This is a genomic window from Paracoccus denitrificans (assembly GCF_900100045.1).
Classification (GTDB): domain Bacteria; phylum Pseudomonadota; class Alphaproteobacteria; order Rhodobacterales; family Rhodobacteraceae; genus Paracoccus; species Paracoccus denitrificans.
In genome coordinates this window covers 1-15,804 of record NZ_FNEA01000002.1, presented here as the reverse complement: position 1 = coordinate 15,804, position 15,804 = coordinate 1, and the positions used below count along the sequence as shown (strand labels likewise).

The following is a 15,804-nucleotide window of genomic DNA, read 5'->3' as shown; positions in this document are numbered from 1 at the left end:
ACCAAGAATGCAGGGCAGGACACGGGCCTGCCGTTCGACCAAGGGAGGAGAGCTTGTCCGGTATTGCCATGCCCCGGCCCGATGCGGGCATCCTGGCGCGTGCGCCCCAGATCGTCGCCGCCTTGCGCGACATCCTGCCCGAGGATGCCGTGATCTCGGACCCCGAGGAGACGCGCGCCTATGAATGCGACGCGCTGACCGCCTATCGCTGCCCGCCGCTGGCGGTGGTGCTGCCGCGCACGACCGAGGAGGTTGCGGCCGCCATGCGCATCTGCCACGAGATGCGCGTGCCGGTGGTGCCGCGCGGTGCGGGGACCTCGCTTGCCGGCGGCGCGCTGCCCACGGCGGATTGCGTCATCATCGCCACCCTGCGCCTGCGCGATGTGCTGGAGATCGACACCCGGAACCGCTTCATCCGCGTGCAGACCGGCGTGACCAACCTGTCGGTCAGCGCCGAGCTGGAACCGCACGGCTTCTTCTATGCGCCCGACCCGTCCTCGCAACTGGCCTGCACCATCGCGGGCAATATCGCGATGAACTCGGGCGGGGCGCATTGCCTGAAATACGGCGTCACCACCAACAACCTGATGGGCGCCACGGTCGTGCTGACCACGGGCGAAGTGGTGGAACTGGGTGGGGTCGAGATGGGGCCTGCGGGCCTGGACCTGATGGGGCTCATTTGCGGCTCCGAAGGCCAGCTTGGCATCGTGACCGAGGCCACCTTGCGCATCCTGCCGCGGCCCGAGGGCGCGCGCCCGGTGCTGATCGGCTTTGACGGCGCCGAGGTGGCGGGGGAATGCGTGGCGCGGATCATCCGCTCGGGCGTGTTGCCGGTCGCCATCGAATACATGGACGACGTCTGCCTGCGCGCGGTCGAGGCCTTCGCCCATGCCGGCTATCCCGATTGCGCCGCGGTGCTGATCGTCGAGGTCGAGGGCTCGCCCGCCGAGATCGACCACCAGATCGCCCGCATCCGCGAGATCGCCGATGCGCTGAACCCGGTCGAGTTTCGCGAAAGCCGCAATGCCGACGAGGCCATGGCGATCTGGAAAGGCCGCAAGTCCGCCTTTGGCGCCATGGGCCGGCTGGGCGATTACATCTGCCTGGACGGCACGGTGCCGGTGGGCCAGCTGCCCTATACGCTGAAGATGATCGGCGAATTGTCGCGCCAGCACGGGCTGGAGGTCGCGAACGTCTTTCACGCCGGTGACGGCAACATGCACCCGCTGATCCTGTTCAACGCCAACAAGCCCGGCGATCTGGAACGCGCCGAGGCCTTCGGCAACGACATCCTGCGGCTTTGCGTCGATGTCGGCGGCTGCCTGACCGGCGAGCATGGCGTGGGCATCGAAAAGCGCGACCTGATGGGCAAGCAATATGACGGCCCCGACCTGGAGATCCAGATGGCGGTCAAGGACGTTTTCGACCCGCGCTGGCTGCTCAATCCGGCCAAGGTCTTTCCGCTGGACGCAAGCCGGCCCTGGCGCGAGGAGGCAGCCGACCGATGATCCCCGACAATCCCAGCCGCGCGGGACTGAGCCCCGCCAGCGAGGCCGAGCTTGGCGCCCTGATCGCCGAGCGTTTCGCGACCCGCCAACCCCTGCGCATCGCCGGCGGCGGCACCCGGGTCGAAACCGGACCCGTGCCGGGCGAGGTGCTTTCGACCGCCGCGATCTCGGGCGTCGTGACCTATGAGCCGGGCGAGATGACGCTGATCGCCCGTGCCGGCACGCCCTTGGACCAGATCGAGCCGATGCTGGCCGCCGAGGGCCAGGCGCTGGCCTTCGAGCCTGCCGACATGCGCGGCGTGCTGGGCCGCAATGGCACGCCGACCATCGGCGGCGTGGTCGCGGCCAATGCCAGCGGCCCGCGCCGGCTGCTGGCCGGGGCCTGCCGCGACCATCTGCTGGGGGTGCGCTTTGTCGACGGTCAGGGCCGCGTGCTGAAGAACGGCGGCCGGGTGATGAAGAACGTCACCGGCCTCGACCTGGGCAAGCTGATCTGCGGGGCGCATGGCAGCTTGGGCGTGCTGACCGAGGTGGCGCTGAAGACGCTGCCGCACCTGCCCGATCGCTGCACGCTGGGCTTTCACGGCGTCACGGTCGAGGAGGCGGTGGCGATCTTTTCGACGGCGCTGGCGACCCCTTTCGAGGTTTCGGGCGCCGCCTTCCGCGACGGCTCGGCCTGGCTGCGGGTCGAGGGGCTGGGGCCGCAGATGGATTATCGCCGCGACCGGCTGCTGGGGCTGCTGAAACCGCGCGAGGCCGAGGTGCTGGACGGTGCCGCCACCGTGGCGCTGTGGCGCGACCTGCGCGATCTGGCGCATTTCGCGGGAACGGACGCGCCGCTTTGGCGGGTGCTGGTCAAGCCGAGCCTTGCCCCGGCCACGGCGCGGGCCTTGCAGGCGCTGGGCGGCGAAGTGTCGCTCGACTGGGGCGGCGGGCTGGTCTGGTATTGTGGACCGGGCAGCCCGCAGGCGGTGCGGCAGGTCGCCCCCCATGCCACGCTGGTCCGGCGCGGCGGGCTTGACGGCCCGGCCTTCCCGCCCGAGGCCCCGCCTGTCGCCCGCCTCTCGGCCGGGTTGCGCCAAAGGTTCGACCCCGCCGGTATCCTCAACCCCGGCTTGATGGATCGCTGACATGCAGACCAATTTCACGCCCCAGCAACTGGCCGACCCCGGCACGGCCCGCGCCAACGAGATCCTGCGCAGCTGCGTCCATTGCGGTTTCTGCACCGCGACCTGCCCGACCTACAAGGTGCTGGGCGACGAGCTGGACAGCCCGCGCGGCCGCATCTACCTGATCAAGGACATGCTGGAGAACGGCAAGGTTCCCGACGCCAAGACCGTCGGCCATATCGACCGCTGCCTCAGCTGCCTGTCCTGCATGACCACCTGTCCCTCGGGCGTGCATTACATGCACCTGGTCGATCACGCCCGCGAATATATCGAAAAGACCTATCGCCGTCCGCCGGGCGAACGGGCGCTGCGCTGGCTTCTGGCACGCATCCTGCCCTATCCGGGGCGCTTCCGGCTGGCGCTGATGGGCGCGAAACTGGCACGGCCCTTTCGGCGGCTGGTGCCGGATGCGCGGCTGCGGGCCATGCTGGACATGGCGCCCCGCGACATCCCGCCGCCCAGCCTGAACGACCGCCCGCAGGTCTTTGCCGCCGAGGGGCCGCGCCGCAAGCGGGTGGCGCTGCTGGTCGGCTGCGCGCAAAGGGCGCTGAACACCGACATCAACGACGCGACCATCCGCCTGTTGCGCCGCCATGGCTGCGAGGTGGTGATCCCGCGCGGCCTGGGCTGCTGCGGCGCGCTGACCCATCACATGGGCAAGACCGACGAAAGCCACGCCTCGGCTGCCGCCAATATCCGCGCGCTGATGGCCGAGGTCGCGGGCGAGGGGCTGGACGCGGTGGTCATCAACACCTCGGGCTGCGGCACCACGGTCAAGGATTACGGACACATGTTCGAAAACGATCCGCTGGCCGCCGATGCCGCGCGGGTGGCCGGCCTGGCCAAGGACATCACCGAGGTGATGGCCGATCTGGGCCTGCGCGAGCCGGGCCATGCCGAGCCGCTGCGCGTCGGCTATCACGCCGCCTGTTCGTTGCAGCATGGCCAGCAGATCCGCGCGACGCCCAAGGAGCTTCTGGCCGCCGCCGGGTTCACCGTGCTGGAGCCGAAGGACGCGCATATCTGCTGCGGCTCGGCCGGCACCTACAACCTGATGCAGCCGGCGATCTCGGCCGAATTGAAGCGCCGCAAGGTCGAGACGCTGGAGGCGCTGACCCCGCAGGTCATCAGTGCCGGCAATATCGGCTGCATGATGCAGATCGGCTCGGGCACCGGCGTGCCGGTCGTCCATACGGCCGAACTGCTGGACTGGGCCACCGGCGGGCCAAGGCCGCGGGCGCTGGCGCATCCGGTCTAGGCTCGCCCCGGCTTGGGAACGGGCGGCGTCGCAAAGGCCCGGAGATGCGAACGGCGGCCCTAACCCGGCCGCCGTTCCCTTGTCTCATCCGTGAAGGCGCCGGCGCGTCAGCTCATCTCACGCAGGACGTATTGCACGATGCGCTCGGCGGCCTCTTCGGGCGTCAGCGCGACCGTGTTCACGGTCAGCTCGGCGTTCTGCGGCTGCTCATAGGGGCTGTCGATGCCGGTGAAGTTCTTCAGCTGGCCCGAACGCGCCTTCTTGTAGAGGCCCTTGACGTCGCGCGCCTCGGCCACTTCCAGCGGCGTGTCGACGAAGACCTCGACGAACTCGCCCGGCGCCATCAGGTCGCGCACCATCTGCCGTTCCGAGCGGAAGGGCGAGATGAAGGCGGTCAGCACGATCAGCCCGGCATCTGTCATCAGCCGCGCCACCTCGCCCACGCGGCGGATGTTCTCCACCCGGTCGGCATCGGTGAAGCCCAGGTCGCGGTTCAGGCCGTGGCGGATGTTGTCGCCGTCCAGCAGGAAGGAGTGCTTGCCAAGGGCATGCAGCTTTTTCTCGACGATATTGGCGATGGTGGACTTGCCCGAGCCGGACAGGCCGGTGAACCAGACCACGGCGGGCTTCTGGTTCTTCAGTGCCGCATGGGCCTCGCGGTTCACGTCCAGCGCCTGCCAGTGGATGTTCTGCGACCGGCGCAGCGCGAAATGGATCATGCCCGCCGCCACGGTGGCGTTGGTCATGCGGTCGATCAGGATGAAGCCGCCAAGGTCGGGGTTCTGGGCATAGGCCTCGAACGGGATCGGCCGGTCGGTCGAGATGTTGACCACGCCGATGGCGTTCAGCCCCAGCGTCTTGCTGGCCAAGTGCTCCAGCGTGTTGACGTTGACCTCGTATTTCGGCTCGGTGACGGTCGCGGTGACGGTCTGGGTGCCGATCTTCAGCAGGTAGGGGCGGCCCGGCAGCATCTCCTGCTCGGCCATCCAGACCAGCGTCGCCTCGAACTGGTCGGCGACCTCGCAGGGCTGGTCCGATTGCACGATCACGTCGCCGCGCGAGCAGTCGATCTCGTCGGCGAAGGTCAGCGTCACCGACTGGCCGGCGATGGCAAGATCCAGGTCGCCGTCCTGGGTGACGATGGACTTGACCGTGGTGGTCTTGCCCGAGGGCAGCACCCGGATCGCATCGCCCGGCCGCACCGTGCCCGCGCCGATCTGCCCGGCGAAGCCGCGGAAATCGAGGTTCGGCCGGTTCACCCATTGCACGGCCATGCGGAAGGGGTGGTCCAGCATCTGGGTGTCGCTGACCGGCGCCTCTTCCAGGTGGCCCAGCAGGGTCGGGCCCTGATACCAGTGCATGTTGTCGCTGTGGCTGACAATATTGTCGCCCTTGAGCCCCGAGATCGGGATCGGCAGGAAGCTGTCCATGCCGATCTGCTTGGCGAAATGCGAATAATCCGCGACGATCTCATAGAAGCGCTCGGCCGAGTAATCGACCAGGTCCATCTTGTTGACCGCCAGAACCACGTTGCGGATGCCGAGCAGGTTGACCAGATAGCTGTGCCGCCGCGTCTGGGTCAGCACGCCCTGGCGCGCATCGATCAGGATCACCGCCAGGTCGGCGGTCGAGGCGCCGGTGACCATGTTGCGGGTGTATTGCTCATGGCCGGGGGTGTCGGCGACGATGAACTTGCGCTTGTCGGTGGCGAAGAAGCGATAGGCCACGTCGATAGTGATGCCCTGTTCGCGTTCGGCCGCCAGGCCGTCGACCAGCAGGGCGAAGTCGATCTCGCCGCCCTGGGTGCCCACGGCCTTCGAATCGTTTTCCAGGCTGGCGAGTTGGTCCTCGAAGATCATCTTGCTGTCATAGAGCAGCCGGCCGATCAGCGTGGACTTGCCGTCGTCGACCGAGCCGCAGGTGATGAAGCGCAGCATGGTCTTGTGCTGGTGCTTCAGCAGATAGGCGTCGATGTCCTCGGCGATCAGCGAATCCGTGACGTAGACGGGGTCTTTCATCTCGTGGTTCATCTCAGAAATACCCCTCTTGCTTCTTCTTCTCCATCGAGGCCGACTGGTCGTGGTCGATGGCGCGGCCCTGCCGCTCGGACGTGGTGGTCAGCAGCATTTCCTGGATGACCTCGGGCAGGGTGCGGGCGCTGGATTCCACCGCGCCGGTCAGCGGATAGCAGCCCAGCGTGCGGAAGCGCACCGATCTCATCGTCGGCACCTCGCCCTCGCGCAGCGGAAAGCGTTCGTCATCGACCATGATCAGCAGCCCGTCGCGTTCCACGACCGGCCGCGGCTCGCTGAAATACAGGGGCACGATGTCGATGTTTTCCAGGTGGATGTATTGCCAGATGTCCAGCTCGGTCCAGTTCGACAGCGGGAAGACCCGGATCGATTCGCCCTTGCCCTTGCGGGTGTTGTAAAGCTTCCACAGCTCGGGGCGCTGGTTCTTGGGGTCCCAGCGGTGATTGGCCGAGCGGAACGAGAACACCCGCTCCTTGGCGCGCGATTTCTCTTCGTCGCGCCGCGCGCCGCCGAAGGCCACGTCGAAATTGAACTTGCTCAGCGCCTGCTTCAGCCCGTCCGTCTTCCACATGTCGGTATGCAGGCTGCCATGGTCGAAGGGGTTGATGCCCTTTTCCATCGCCTCGGGGTTGTGATGGATGATCAGCTCCATGCCGGCGTCGCGCGCGGCGCGGTCGCGCAGCTCGTACATGGCGCGGAATTTCCAGGTGGTGTCCACATGCAGCAGCGGAAAGGGCGGCGGGGCCGGATAGAACGCCTTCTTCGCCAGATGCAGCATGCAGGCCGAATCCTTGCCCACCGAATACAGCATCACCGGGTTGTCGGCCGTAGCCACGACCTCGCGCATGATCTGGATGCTTTCGGCCTCCAGCCGCTGCAGATGGGTCAGCGTGGCCGCCTGACCCCCGGTATGAATGACGGATTGGCTGTTCATCTGGGTGGCCCTTATTCTACAATGGGCGTCCTTTGCCAGATTTTTGCAGCAAGACCAAGACCAACGGGGCCTGAAACGGCGGAGCGACGACGGAAAGGACCACCGTTCCGATGCAGCGCGGAATTCGCGGACGGGCCGGGGCTGCCGGCCGGTTTTGCCAGACCGTGGTTCCACCCGCGGATTACCTTCGCTAATGTTCGTTTATGTTCGAATTTGGGTGTCATCGCGATGCCTCCGCCACCGCAGCCTTGCGGAATCCGCGCCGTCTTTTGCCCCTCTTGTGCGGCTGAGACGCGTTTTCCAAAGGAATCTGCTGCCGCATCGCTCTTCAATATTCGATTTCTGCAAAAACGATCATAAACGAAAATTTTTGCTTGACGGGAATCACGGAGCCGTTACATCTTTTCGCTATCGACAGGCGCGAACGACGGGGAGGGATCGGCGTGTCAGCACCAGCGCGGCCCGAGGCCGACCTTTTCATCATCGGCGGTGGAATCAACGGCTGCGGCATCGCGCGGGACGCGACGGGGCGTGGGCTTTCCGTCACGCTGGCCGAGATGGGAGATCTGGCGCAGGCGACCTCGTCGGCCTCGACCAAGCTGTTCCATGGCGGGCTGCGCTATCTGGAATTCTTCGAGTTCCGGCTGGTGCGCGAGGCGCTGGAGGAACGCGAGACGTTGCTGGCCGCCATGCCGCATATCTCGTGGCCGATGCGCTTCGTGCTGCCCTATTCGCCGCAGATGCGGTTCGAAAGCGACACGCCGACCTCGCGCATCCTGTCCCTGGCCATGCCCTGGCTGCGAGGCCGCCGCCCGGCCTGGCTGATCCGGCTGGGGCTGTTCCTTTACGACAACCTGGGCGGGCGCAGGATCCTGCCGGGCACCAAGCGTCTGGACCTGTCCCGCGATCCGCTGGGCAAGCCGCTGAAGCCGGGCTTTCGCCTGGGCTGGGAATATTCCGACTGCTGGGTGCAGGATTCGCGGCTGGTGGTGCTGAATGCCCGCGACGCCGAGGCGCGCGGCGCCACCATCCTGACCCGCACCCGCGTCACCCGTGCCGAGCGCGCGGACGGGCTGTGGCGCATCACCACCGAAGGGCCGGACGGAACGCGCACCCATCATGCCCGCGCGCTGGTCAATGCTGGCGGGCCGTGGGTCGAGGACGTGATCCGCACCGTCGCCCATATCCCCTCGACCGAGGGCGTGCGGCTGGTGCGCGGCAGCCATATCGTCGTGCCGCGGCTTTACGATCACGACCGCTGCTATTTCTTCCAGGGCGAGGACGGGCGGATCATCTTCTCGATCCCGTTCGAGGAGGACTTCACCCTGATCGGCACCACCGACATGGATCATCAGGGATCGCCGGACGAAGCGCGCTGCTCGGAGGCCGAGCGCGACTATCTCTGCGCCTTCGCCAGCCGGTATTTCGCGCGGCCCGTGACGCCCGAACAGGTGGTCTGGACCTATTCCGGGGTGCGGCCGCTTTACGACGACGGCGCGAAATCGGCCACGGCGGCGACGCGGGACTACGTGCTCAGCCTGCATGACGAGGGCGCGCCGCTGCTCAACGTCTTCGGCGGCAAGATCACCACCTATCGCCGGCTGGCGGAAAGCGCGCTGGCGAAGCTTGCGCCCTTCTTTCCGCAGGCGGGCGGTGACTGGACGGCCCGGGTGCCGCTGCCCGGGGGCGACTTCCCGGTGGACGGGGTCGAGGCCCTGATCGCGCAATTGCAGGCCAGCCATCCGTTCCTGTCGCCGCGCCTTGCCCGCCGGCTGGTGCGCACCTACGGCACCGAGGCGTTCCTGCTGCTGGACGGTGCCGGAAGCATGGCCGATCTGGGCCGCGACTTCGGCGCCGGGCTGACCGAGGCCGAGGTTAACTGGCTGATCCGCAACGAATTCGCCCACAGCGCCCAGGACATCCTGTGGCGGCGCACCAAGCTGGGCTTGCACATGAACGAGGCGCAGTGCCGCGAGTTGGGGGCGTTCGTCGCGACGCGGCATGCCGCCTATTCGGCGGCGGAGTAAGGGGGAGGAAGGCTTTGCTGGAATTGCAGGGCGTATCTCGGTCGGTCGGGGGCAGGGTGCATATCCATCCCACCAGCCTGACCTTGCAAAGGGGCAGCATGAACGTGCTGCTGGGGCCGACGCTGTCCGGCAAGACCAGCCTGATGCGGCTGATGGCCGGGCTGGACCAGCCGACGACCGGCCGCATCCTCTGGGACGGGCAGGACGTGACCGGCCGGAGGGTGCAGGACCGCGGCGTCGCCATGGTCTATCAGCAATTCATCAACTATCCCGGCCTTTCGGTCTATGAAAACATCGCCTCGCCCCTGCGCATCCTGGGCCGGCCGCGGGACGAGATCGACCGCAAGGTGCGCGAGACCGCCGAGATGCTGCACCTGACGCCGATGCTGGCGCGCAAGCCGCTGGAGCTTTCGGGTGGCCAGCAGCAACGCTGCGCCCTGGCGCGCGCGCTGGTCAAGGGCGCCGGGCTGGTGCTGCTGGACGAGCCGCTGGCGAACCTCGACTACAAGCTGCGAGAGGAGTTGCGGATCGAGATCCCGCGCATCTTCGAGGCATCCGGCGCGATCTTCGTCTATGCCACCACCGAGCCCGAGGAGGCGTTGCTGCTGGGCGGCAATACCGCCACGCTCTGGGAAGGGCGGGTGACGCAGTTCGGCCCGACGCCGACGGTCTATCGCCAGCCGGTCGATGCGACGACGGCGCGGGTGTTCAGCGATCCGCCGATGAATTTCGTCGGCGCCCGCAAGCAGGGCGCTGCCGTCAGCCTTGGCGAAAGCGCGCTGGCCGCGGGTAGCTTTGCCGATCTGCCGGACGGCGCCTATCTGGCCGGGTTCCGCGCCAACCACCTGTCGCTGGCCAGGCATCGCCCGACGGCGGTCGAGTTCGCCTGCCGACTCGTCGGGACCGAGATCACCGGCTCGGAGACCTTCGTCCATGTCGAGCACGGCGCCGACCGCTGGGTCGGGCTGGTCGAGGGCGTGCACCTGCTGACCGCCGGCCAGCCGCTTTCGGTCTGGCTGGACCCGGCGCATGTCTATCTGTTCGATGCGTCCGAGCGGCTGGCCGCACCGGCCGCCTATGCGAAGGCGGCCTGACATGGCACAGATCACGCTCAAGAACCTCGCCCACAGCTATCTCGCCCATCCGCGATCCGAGGCGGATTACGCGCTGAAGGAAATGGATCATGTCTGGCAGGACGGCGGCGCCTATGCGCTCCTGGGCTCGTCGGGCTGCGGCAAGACCACGCTTCTGAACATCATCTCGGGGCTTCTGACCCCCAGCCACGGCCGGGTGCTGTTCGGCGACCGCGACGTGACCGCGGCGCCCACGGCCGAGCGCAACATCGCGCAGGTGTTCCAGTTCCCGGTGGTCTACGACACCATGACGGTGCGCGACAACCTGGCCTTCCCGCTGAAGAACCGCGGCAAGGACGCCGCCTATATCAAGGCGCGCGTGGACCAGATCGCCCGCATGATCGGCATGGAGGCGCGGCTGGACCGCAAGGCGCAGGGCCTGACCGCCGATGCCAAGCAGAAGATCTCGCTTGGCCGCGGCATGGTGCGCGAGGACGTGAACGCGATCCTGTTCGACGAGCCGCTGACCGTCATCGACCCGCATATGAAATGGGAGCTGCGCACCCAGCTCAAGCAGTTGCACCGCCAGTTCGGCCATACGATGATCTACGTCACCCACGACCAGACCGAGGCGCTGACCTTCGCCCAGAAGGTCGTGGTCATGTATGAGGGCCGCGTGGTGCAGATGGGCACGCCCGAGGAACTGTTCGAAAAGCCCGCCCATACCTTCGTGGGCTATTTCATCGGCTCGCCCGGCATGAACTTCCTCGATGCCGAGGTGCGGGGCGACCGTGCCCTGCTGCCCGGCGGCGAGGTGGTGGCGCTGGGCGCGCATTACGCCCCCGCCGCGGGCCGGGTGCAGATCGGCATCCGCCCCGAACATGCCACGCTGGTCGCCGGCGGCGGGCTGCCGCTGACCATCCGCCGCATCGAGGACGTGGGCCGTCACCGCCTGGTGCGCGGCGAGGTGACGGGCCTGCCGCTGAACGTGGTGATGCCCGAGGGCATGCCGGTCGACGGCCTGCCGCAGGTCGCCTTCGCGCCCGACAAGATCAACGTCTATGCCGACGACTGGCGCGTGGCGCCCGAGCGAGAGGGGGCCGCCTGATGGAAAAGACCCAGAACAACCGTGCCTGGCTGCTGGTCCTGCCGGTGCTGGTCGTCGTCGCCTTCTCGGCGGTGATCCCGCTGATGACGGTGGTGAACTATTCGGTGAACGACACCTTCGGCAACAACGCCTTCTTCTGGGCGGGCCTCGAATGGTTCGACGAGATGGTGCATTCCCGCCGCCTGCACGAGGCGCTGGGGCGGCAGGCGCTGTTTTCCGCGATCATCCTGGCGATCGAGGTGCCGCTGGGCATCTTCGTGGCGCTGAACATGCCCAAGAAGGGCTTCTGGTCCAGCCTGGTGCTGGTGCTGATGGCGCTGCCCCTGCTGATCCCCTTCAACGTGGTGGGCACGATCTGGCAGATCTTCGGCCGCACCGATATCGGCCTTCTGGGCCATACGCTCAAGGCGCTGGGGCTCGACTACAACTACACCAACGATCCCCTGGACGCCTGGATCACCGTGATCGTCATGGATGTCTGGCACTGGACCAGCCTTGTCGCGCTGCTCTGCTATGCCGGGCTGCAATCCATCCCGCAGGCCTATTACCAGGCCGCCCGGATCGACCAGGCCAGCCGTTGGGCGGTGTTCCGCCATATCGAGCTGCCCAAGATGAAGGGCGTGCTGCTGATCGCCGTGCTGCTGCGCTTCATGGACAGCTTCATGATCTATACCGAGCCCTTCGTGGTGACCGGCGGCGGTCCCGGCAACTCGACCACCTTCCTGTCCATCGACCTGGTCAAGATGGCGGTCGGGCAGTTCGACCTTGGTCCCGCCGCCGCCTTCTCGATCATGTATTTCCTGGTGATCCTGCTGGTCTCATGGGTGTTCTACACCGTCATGACCAATATCGACCGCAGCCAGTCCGACATCCCGGAGGCCATGTGATGCGCGTCAAACCCTCTGCCCTGGTGATGGTGCTCTACCTGCTGTTCCTGCTGATCCCGATCTACTGGCTGGTCAACATGAGCCTGAAGACCAATGCCGAGATCACCGGCACCTTCAGCCTCTACCCGCACAACCTGACGCTGCGGAACTATCGGGTGATCCTGACCGATCCCAGCTGGTACATGGGCTATGTGAACTCGATCATCTACGTGGTGATGAACACGGTGATCTCGATCGCCGTGGCGCTGCCCGCCGCCTATGCCTTCAGCCGCTACAGCTTCATGGGCGACAAGCACCTGTTCTTCTGGCTGCTGACCAACCGCATGTCGCCGCCGGCGGTCTTTGCGCTGCCCTTCTTCCAGCTTTATTCCTCGGTCGGGCTGTTCGACACGCATATCGCGGTGGCGCTGGCGCATTGCCTCTTCAACGTGCCGCTGGCGGTCTGGATCCTGGAAGGCTTCATGCGCGGCGTGCCCAAGGAGATCGACGAGACCGCCTATATCGACGGCTACAGCTTCCCACGCTTCTTCGTGAAGATCTTCATGCCGCTGATCGCGAGCGGAATCGGGGTCGCCGCCTTCTTCTGCTTCATGTTCAGCTGGGTCGAGCTGCTTTTGTCGCGCACGCTGACCTCGGTGAACGCCAAGCCCATCGCGGCGACGATGACGCGCACCGTCTCGGCCTCGGGCATGGACTGGGGCGTGCTGGCGGCGGCGGGGGTGCTGACCATCATCCCCGGCGCGCTGGTGATCTGGTTTGTCCGCAACTACATCGCCAAGGGCTTTGCCCTGGGGAGGGTCTGATGTCCGACACCGCCATCCCGACGCAAGGGCGCGTCGCCTGGCCCGCGATCTATGCCTCGGCCGCCGCGCTGATGGCCGCGATCCTGGGCTTCCTGGTCTGGGCCACGCCGGTCAAGGACGGCGCCAGGGACTGGTTCGCGCCGATGATCGCGGGCGGCTGGATGGCCTGGACCTTTCCGGTGGCGCTGTTCTTCTGGGTGATCGCCAGCCTGCTGGTGTTGTTCACCATCCTGGCCATCCGCTTTCCGGAAACCCCGCGCCGCGGCATCCTGCGCATCGAGACGACGCGCGGCGACCGGCTGTTCATCTCGCTTCTCGGCTCGGCCTTCATCTGCCTGGGCTGGCTGTTCTTCGCGGGCCCGCCGCTGTGGTGGGGGCTTGCGCTTTGCCTCGTCTATGCCGCGGCGGTGTTCCGCTGGGTCTGACCGGGTTCGAACCAGCCCCAGGGGCAGCGGCGACTGCCCGGGGCGCGCGAAAGGATCAACGTCTCATTCCAAGGGAGGAAAACATGAGACCGATGCAAAGGACCACGGCCATGGCGCTTGCGCTTCTGGTCATGGAGGCGCCCGCATGGGCGGACATGGAGGCGGCGAAGAGGTTCCTCGACGCCGAGATCGGCGATCTGTCCTCGCTCTCGCGCGAGGATCAGGAAAAGGAGATGCAGTGGTTCGTCGATGCCGCGCAGCCGCTGGCGGGGATGGAGATCAAGGTGGTCTCGGAGACCATCACCACGCATGAATACGAGGCCAAGGTGCTGGCGCCCGCCTTTACCGCCATCACCGGCATCAAGGTCACCCACGACCTGATCGGCGAGGGCGACGTGGTCGAGAAGCTGCAGACCCAGATGCAGACCGGCGAGAACATCTATGACGCCTATGTCAACGACAGCGACCTGATCGGCACGCATTGGCGCTATCAGCAGGCCCGCAGCCTGACCAAGTGGATGGAAGAGGAAGGCAAGGACTTCACCAGCCCGACGCTGGACCTCGGCGATTTCATCGGGCTGGAGTTCACCACCGCGCCGGATGGCGACCTCTACCAGCTGCCCGACCAGCAATTCGCCAACCTCTACTGGTTCCGCTACGACTGGTTCAGCGACGCGAAGACGCAGGAGGATTTCAAGGCCAAATACGGCTACGACCTGGGCGTGCCGGTCAACTGGTCGGCCTATGAGGACATCGCCGAATTCTTCACCGGCCGCGACATGTCCTATATCGCGGGCGGCCCGGCGAAGGCCTGGGGCAACATGGACTACGGCAAGAAGGATCCCAGCCTGGGCTGGCGCTATACCGATGCCTGGATGTCCATGGCCGGCATGGGCGACAAGGGCGAGCCGAACGGGCTGCCGGTCGACGAATGGGGCGTCCGCGTCGACGAGAACTCGCGCCCCGTCGGCTCCTGCGTGGCGCGCGGCGGTGCGACCAACGATGCGGCGGCGGTCTATGCCGTGACCAAGGCCATCGACTGGCTCAAGAACTACACCCCGCCCGAGGCCATGGGCATGACCTTCGGCGAGGCGGGGCCGGTCCCGGCGCGCGGCGACATCGCGCAGCAGATGTTCTGGTATACTGCCTTCACCGCCGATATGGTCAAGCCCGGCACCCCGGTCATGAACGAGGACGGCACGCCGAAATGGCGCATGGCCCCCAGCCCGCACGGCGCCTATTGGGCCGAGGGCACCAAGATCGGCTATCAGGACGTGGGTTCCTGGACGCTGATGAAGTCGACCCCGGTGGACCGCGCGCAGGCCGCCTGGCTTTACGCGCAGTTCGTGACCTCGAAGACCGTGGACGTGAAGAAATCCCATGTCGGGCTGACCTTCATCCGCGAGTCGACGATCCAGGACCAGTCCTTTACCGAACGCGCGCCGGAGCTTGGTGGTCTGGTCGAGTTCTATCGCTCGCCCGCCCGCGTGCAATGGTCGCCGACCGGCACGAACATCCCCGACTATCCCAAGCTCGCGCAGCTCTGGTGGCAGAACATCGGCGACGCGCTTTCGGGCGCCAAGACCCCGCAGGAGGCGCTGGATGCGCTTTGCGCCGAGCAGGAGCGGGTGCTGGCGCGGCTGGAACGCTCGGGCGTGCAGGGCGACCTGGGGCCCAAGCTGAACGAGGAAAAGGACCCGCAGGAATGGCTGGACGCCGAGGGCGCGCCCGTCGGACCGCTGGAGAACGAAAAGCCGCAGGGCGAGACGATCTCCTATGACGAGTTGATCAAGTCCTGGCAGTGATGCCTTGCGGGGGCGGGGCCGTGCCTCGCCCCCCTTTCCGATCCGCAGGGACGGATCGTCGAAACCCCGGAAATCGCCATGACCCATATCCTTGCCATCGACCAGGGCACGACTTCGTCGCGTGCCGTCATCTTCGACGCCGGGCTGCATCCCGTCGCCGTGGCGCAAGAGGAATTCCCGCAGCACTACCCCTTTTCCGGCTGGGTCGAGCACGATGCCTCGGACCTTTGGGTGACGGTGGCTGGGGTGGCGCGTGCGGCTGTGGAAAAGGCCGGGCTGCATGCCGGCGACATCGCCGCCATCGGCATCACCAACCAGCGCGAGACCACGCTGCTCTGGGACCGCCGGACCGGCCAGCCGCTGCACCGCGCCATCGTCTGGCAGGACCGCCGCACTGCCGGGCTGTGCGACCGGCTCAGGGCCGAGGGGCACGAGCCGATGATCGCCGCCCGCACCGGGCTGCTGCTCGACCCGTATTTCTCGGGCTCGAAGCTGAAATGGCTGCTCGACAATATCGACGGCGCCCGCGCGCGCGCCCGGCGCGGCGAGCTGGCCTTCGGCACCGTCGACAGCTGGCTGATCTGGAACCTGACCGGCGGCCGCGTCCATGCCACCGACGCCACCAACGCCGCCCGCACCCTGCTTTACAACATCGCCGAGAACCGCTGGGACGCCGAGATCTGCGCGCTTTTCGACATCCCCATGCCGCTTCTGCCCGAGGTGCGCGACTGCGCCGCCGATTTCGGCATGGCGCGGGCGGACCTGTTCGGGCGC

Annotated in this window: 13 protein-coding genes; 11 read left to right on the top strand and 2 right to left on the bottom strand. The window is 66.8% G+C overall.

What is annotated here, in order from left to right:
* Positions 1-68 precede the first annotated feature (68 nt).
* Genes BLT64_RS01360 through glcF form a run of 3 tightly spaced genes read left to right on the top strand, consistent with a single transcriptional unit; the run spans position 69 to position 3,935 of the window.
* Positions 69-1,508 (top strand): FAD-linked oxidase C-terminal domain-containing protein, encoded by a 1,440-nt coding sequence (locus BLT64_RS01360; RefSeq protein WP_221246438.1) that lies wholly within the window; start codon positions 69-71, stop codon positions 1,506-1,508.
* On the top strand, positions 1,505-2,638 hold the full coding sequence (locus BLT64_RS01355) for an FAD-binding protein (protein ID WP_011750624.1): 1,134 nt from the start codon (positions 1,505-1,507) through the stop codon (positions 2,636-2,638). The genes BLT64_RS01360 and BLT64_RS01355 overlap by 4 nt, the downstream gene beginning before the upstream one ends.
* A 1-nt stretch (position 2,639) precedes the next feature.
* The gene (gene glcF, locus BLT64_RS01350) at positions 2,640-3,935 is read left to right on the top strand and encodes a glycolate oxidase subunit GlcF (RefSeq protein ID WP_011750623.1); all 1,296 of its coding nucleotides are present in this window, start codon (positions 2,640-2,642) and stop codon (positions 3,933-3,935) included.
* Between the two features lie 107 nt (positions 3,936-4,042).
* Here glcF and cysN read toward each other — a convergent pair whose 3' ends face one another.
* Together cysN and cysD are read right to left on the bottom strand one after the other, a co-directional pair.
* The gene (cysN, locus tag BLT64_RS01345; RefSeq protein ID WP_011750622.1) at positions 4,043-5,965 is read right to left on the bottom strand and encodes a sulfate adenylyltransferase subunit CysN; all 1,923 of its coding nucleotides are present in this window, start codon (positions 5,963-5,965) and stop codon (positions 4,043-4,045) included.
* Between the two features lies 1 nt (position 5,966).
* Positions 5,967-6,902 carry a sulfate adenylyltransferase subunit CysD gene (gene cysD, locus BLT64_RS01340; protein WP_011750621.1) on the bottom strand — a complete coding sequence of 312 codons (936 nt, stop codon included), beginning with the start codon at positions 6,900-6,902 and terminating at the stop codon, positions 5,967-5,969.
* 443 nt (positions 6,903-7,345) lie between these two features.
* On the opposite strand from cysD, the gene glpD reads away from it, so the two are divergent.
* The 8 genes from glpD to BLT64_RS01300 all read left to right on the top strand — a co-directional run.
* The gene (gene glpD, locus BLT64_RS01335; RefSeq protein ID WP_011750619.1) at positions 7,346-8,929 is read left to right on the top strand and encodes a glycerol-3-phosphate dehydrogenase; all 1,584 of its coding nucleotides are present in this window, start codon (positions 7,346-7,348) and stop codon (positions 8,927-8,929) included.
* Positions 8,930-8,943: 14 nt separating this feature from the next.
* Positions 8,944-10,023: an ABC transporter ATP-binding protein gene (locus tag BLT64_RS01330; RefSeq protein WP_011750618.1), complete on the top strand. Its 1,080-nt coding sequence runs from the start codon at positions 8,944-8,946 to the stop codon at positions 10,021-10,023.
* A gap of 1 nt (position 10,024) precedes the next feature.
* Positions 10,025-11,110: an ABC transporter ATP-binding protein gene (locus BLT64_RS01325; RefSeq protein ID WP_041530476.1), complete on the top strand. Its 1,086-nt coding sequence runs from the start codon at positions 10,025-10,027 to the stop codon at positions 11,108-11,110.
* Positions 11,110-11,997: a carbohydrate ABC transporter permease gene (locus tag BLT64_RS01320; protein ID WP_011750616.1), complete on the top strand. Its 888-nt coding sequence runs from the start codon at positions 11,110-11,112 to the stop codon at positions 11,995-11,997. Before BLT64_RS01325 ends, BLT64_RS01320 begins: the two co-directional genes overlap by 1 nt.
* The gene (locus BLT64_RS01315) at positions 11,997-12,800 is read left to right on the top strand and encodes a carbohydrate ABC transporter permease (protein ID WP_011750615.1); all 804 of its coding nucleotides are present in this window, start codon (positions 11,997-11,999) and stop codon (positions 12,798-12,800) included. Before BLT64_RS01320 ends, BLT64_RS01315 begins: the two co-directional genes overlap by 1 nt.
* Positions 12,800-13,225 (top strand): DUF2160 domain-containing protein, encoded by a 426-nt coding sequence (locus tag BLT64_RS01310; protein ID WP_074810287.1) that lies wholly within the window; start codon positions 12,800-12,802, stop codon positions 13,223-13,225. Before BLT64_RS01315 ends, BLT64_RS01310 begins: the two co-directional genes overlap by 1 nt.
* An 83-nt stretch (positions 13,226-13,308) precedes the next feature.
* Entirely contained in the window at positions 13,309-15,030 is a 1,722-nt protein-coding gene (locus BLT64_RS01305; protein WP_011750613.1) for an ABC transporter substrate-binding protein, read from the top strand.
* Positions 15,031-15,108: 78 nt separating this feature from the next.
* A partial coding sequence (locus tag BLT64_RS01300) for an FGGY family carbohydrate kinase (protein WP_254777235.1) occupies positions 15,109-15,804 on the top strand: 696 nt, incomplete at its 3' end.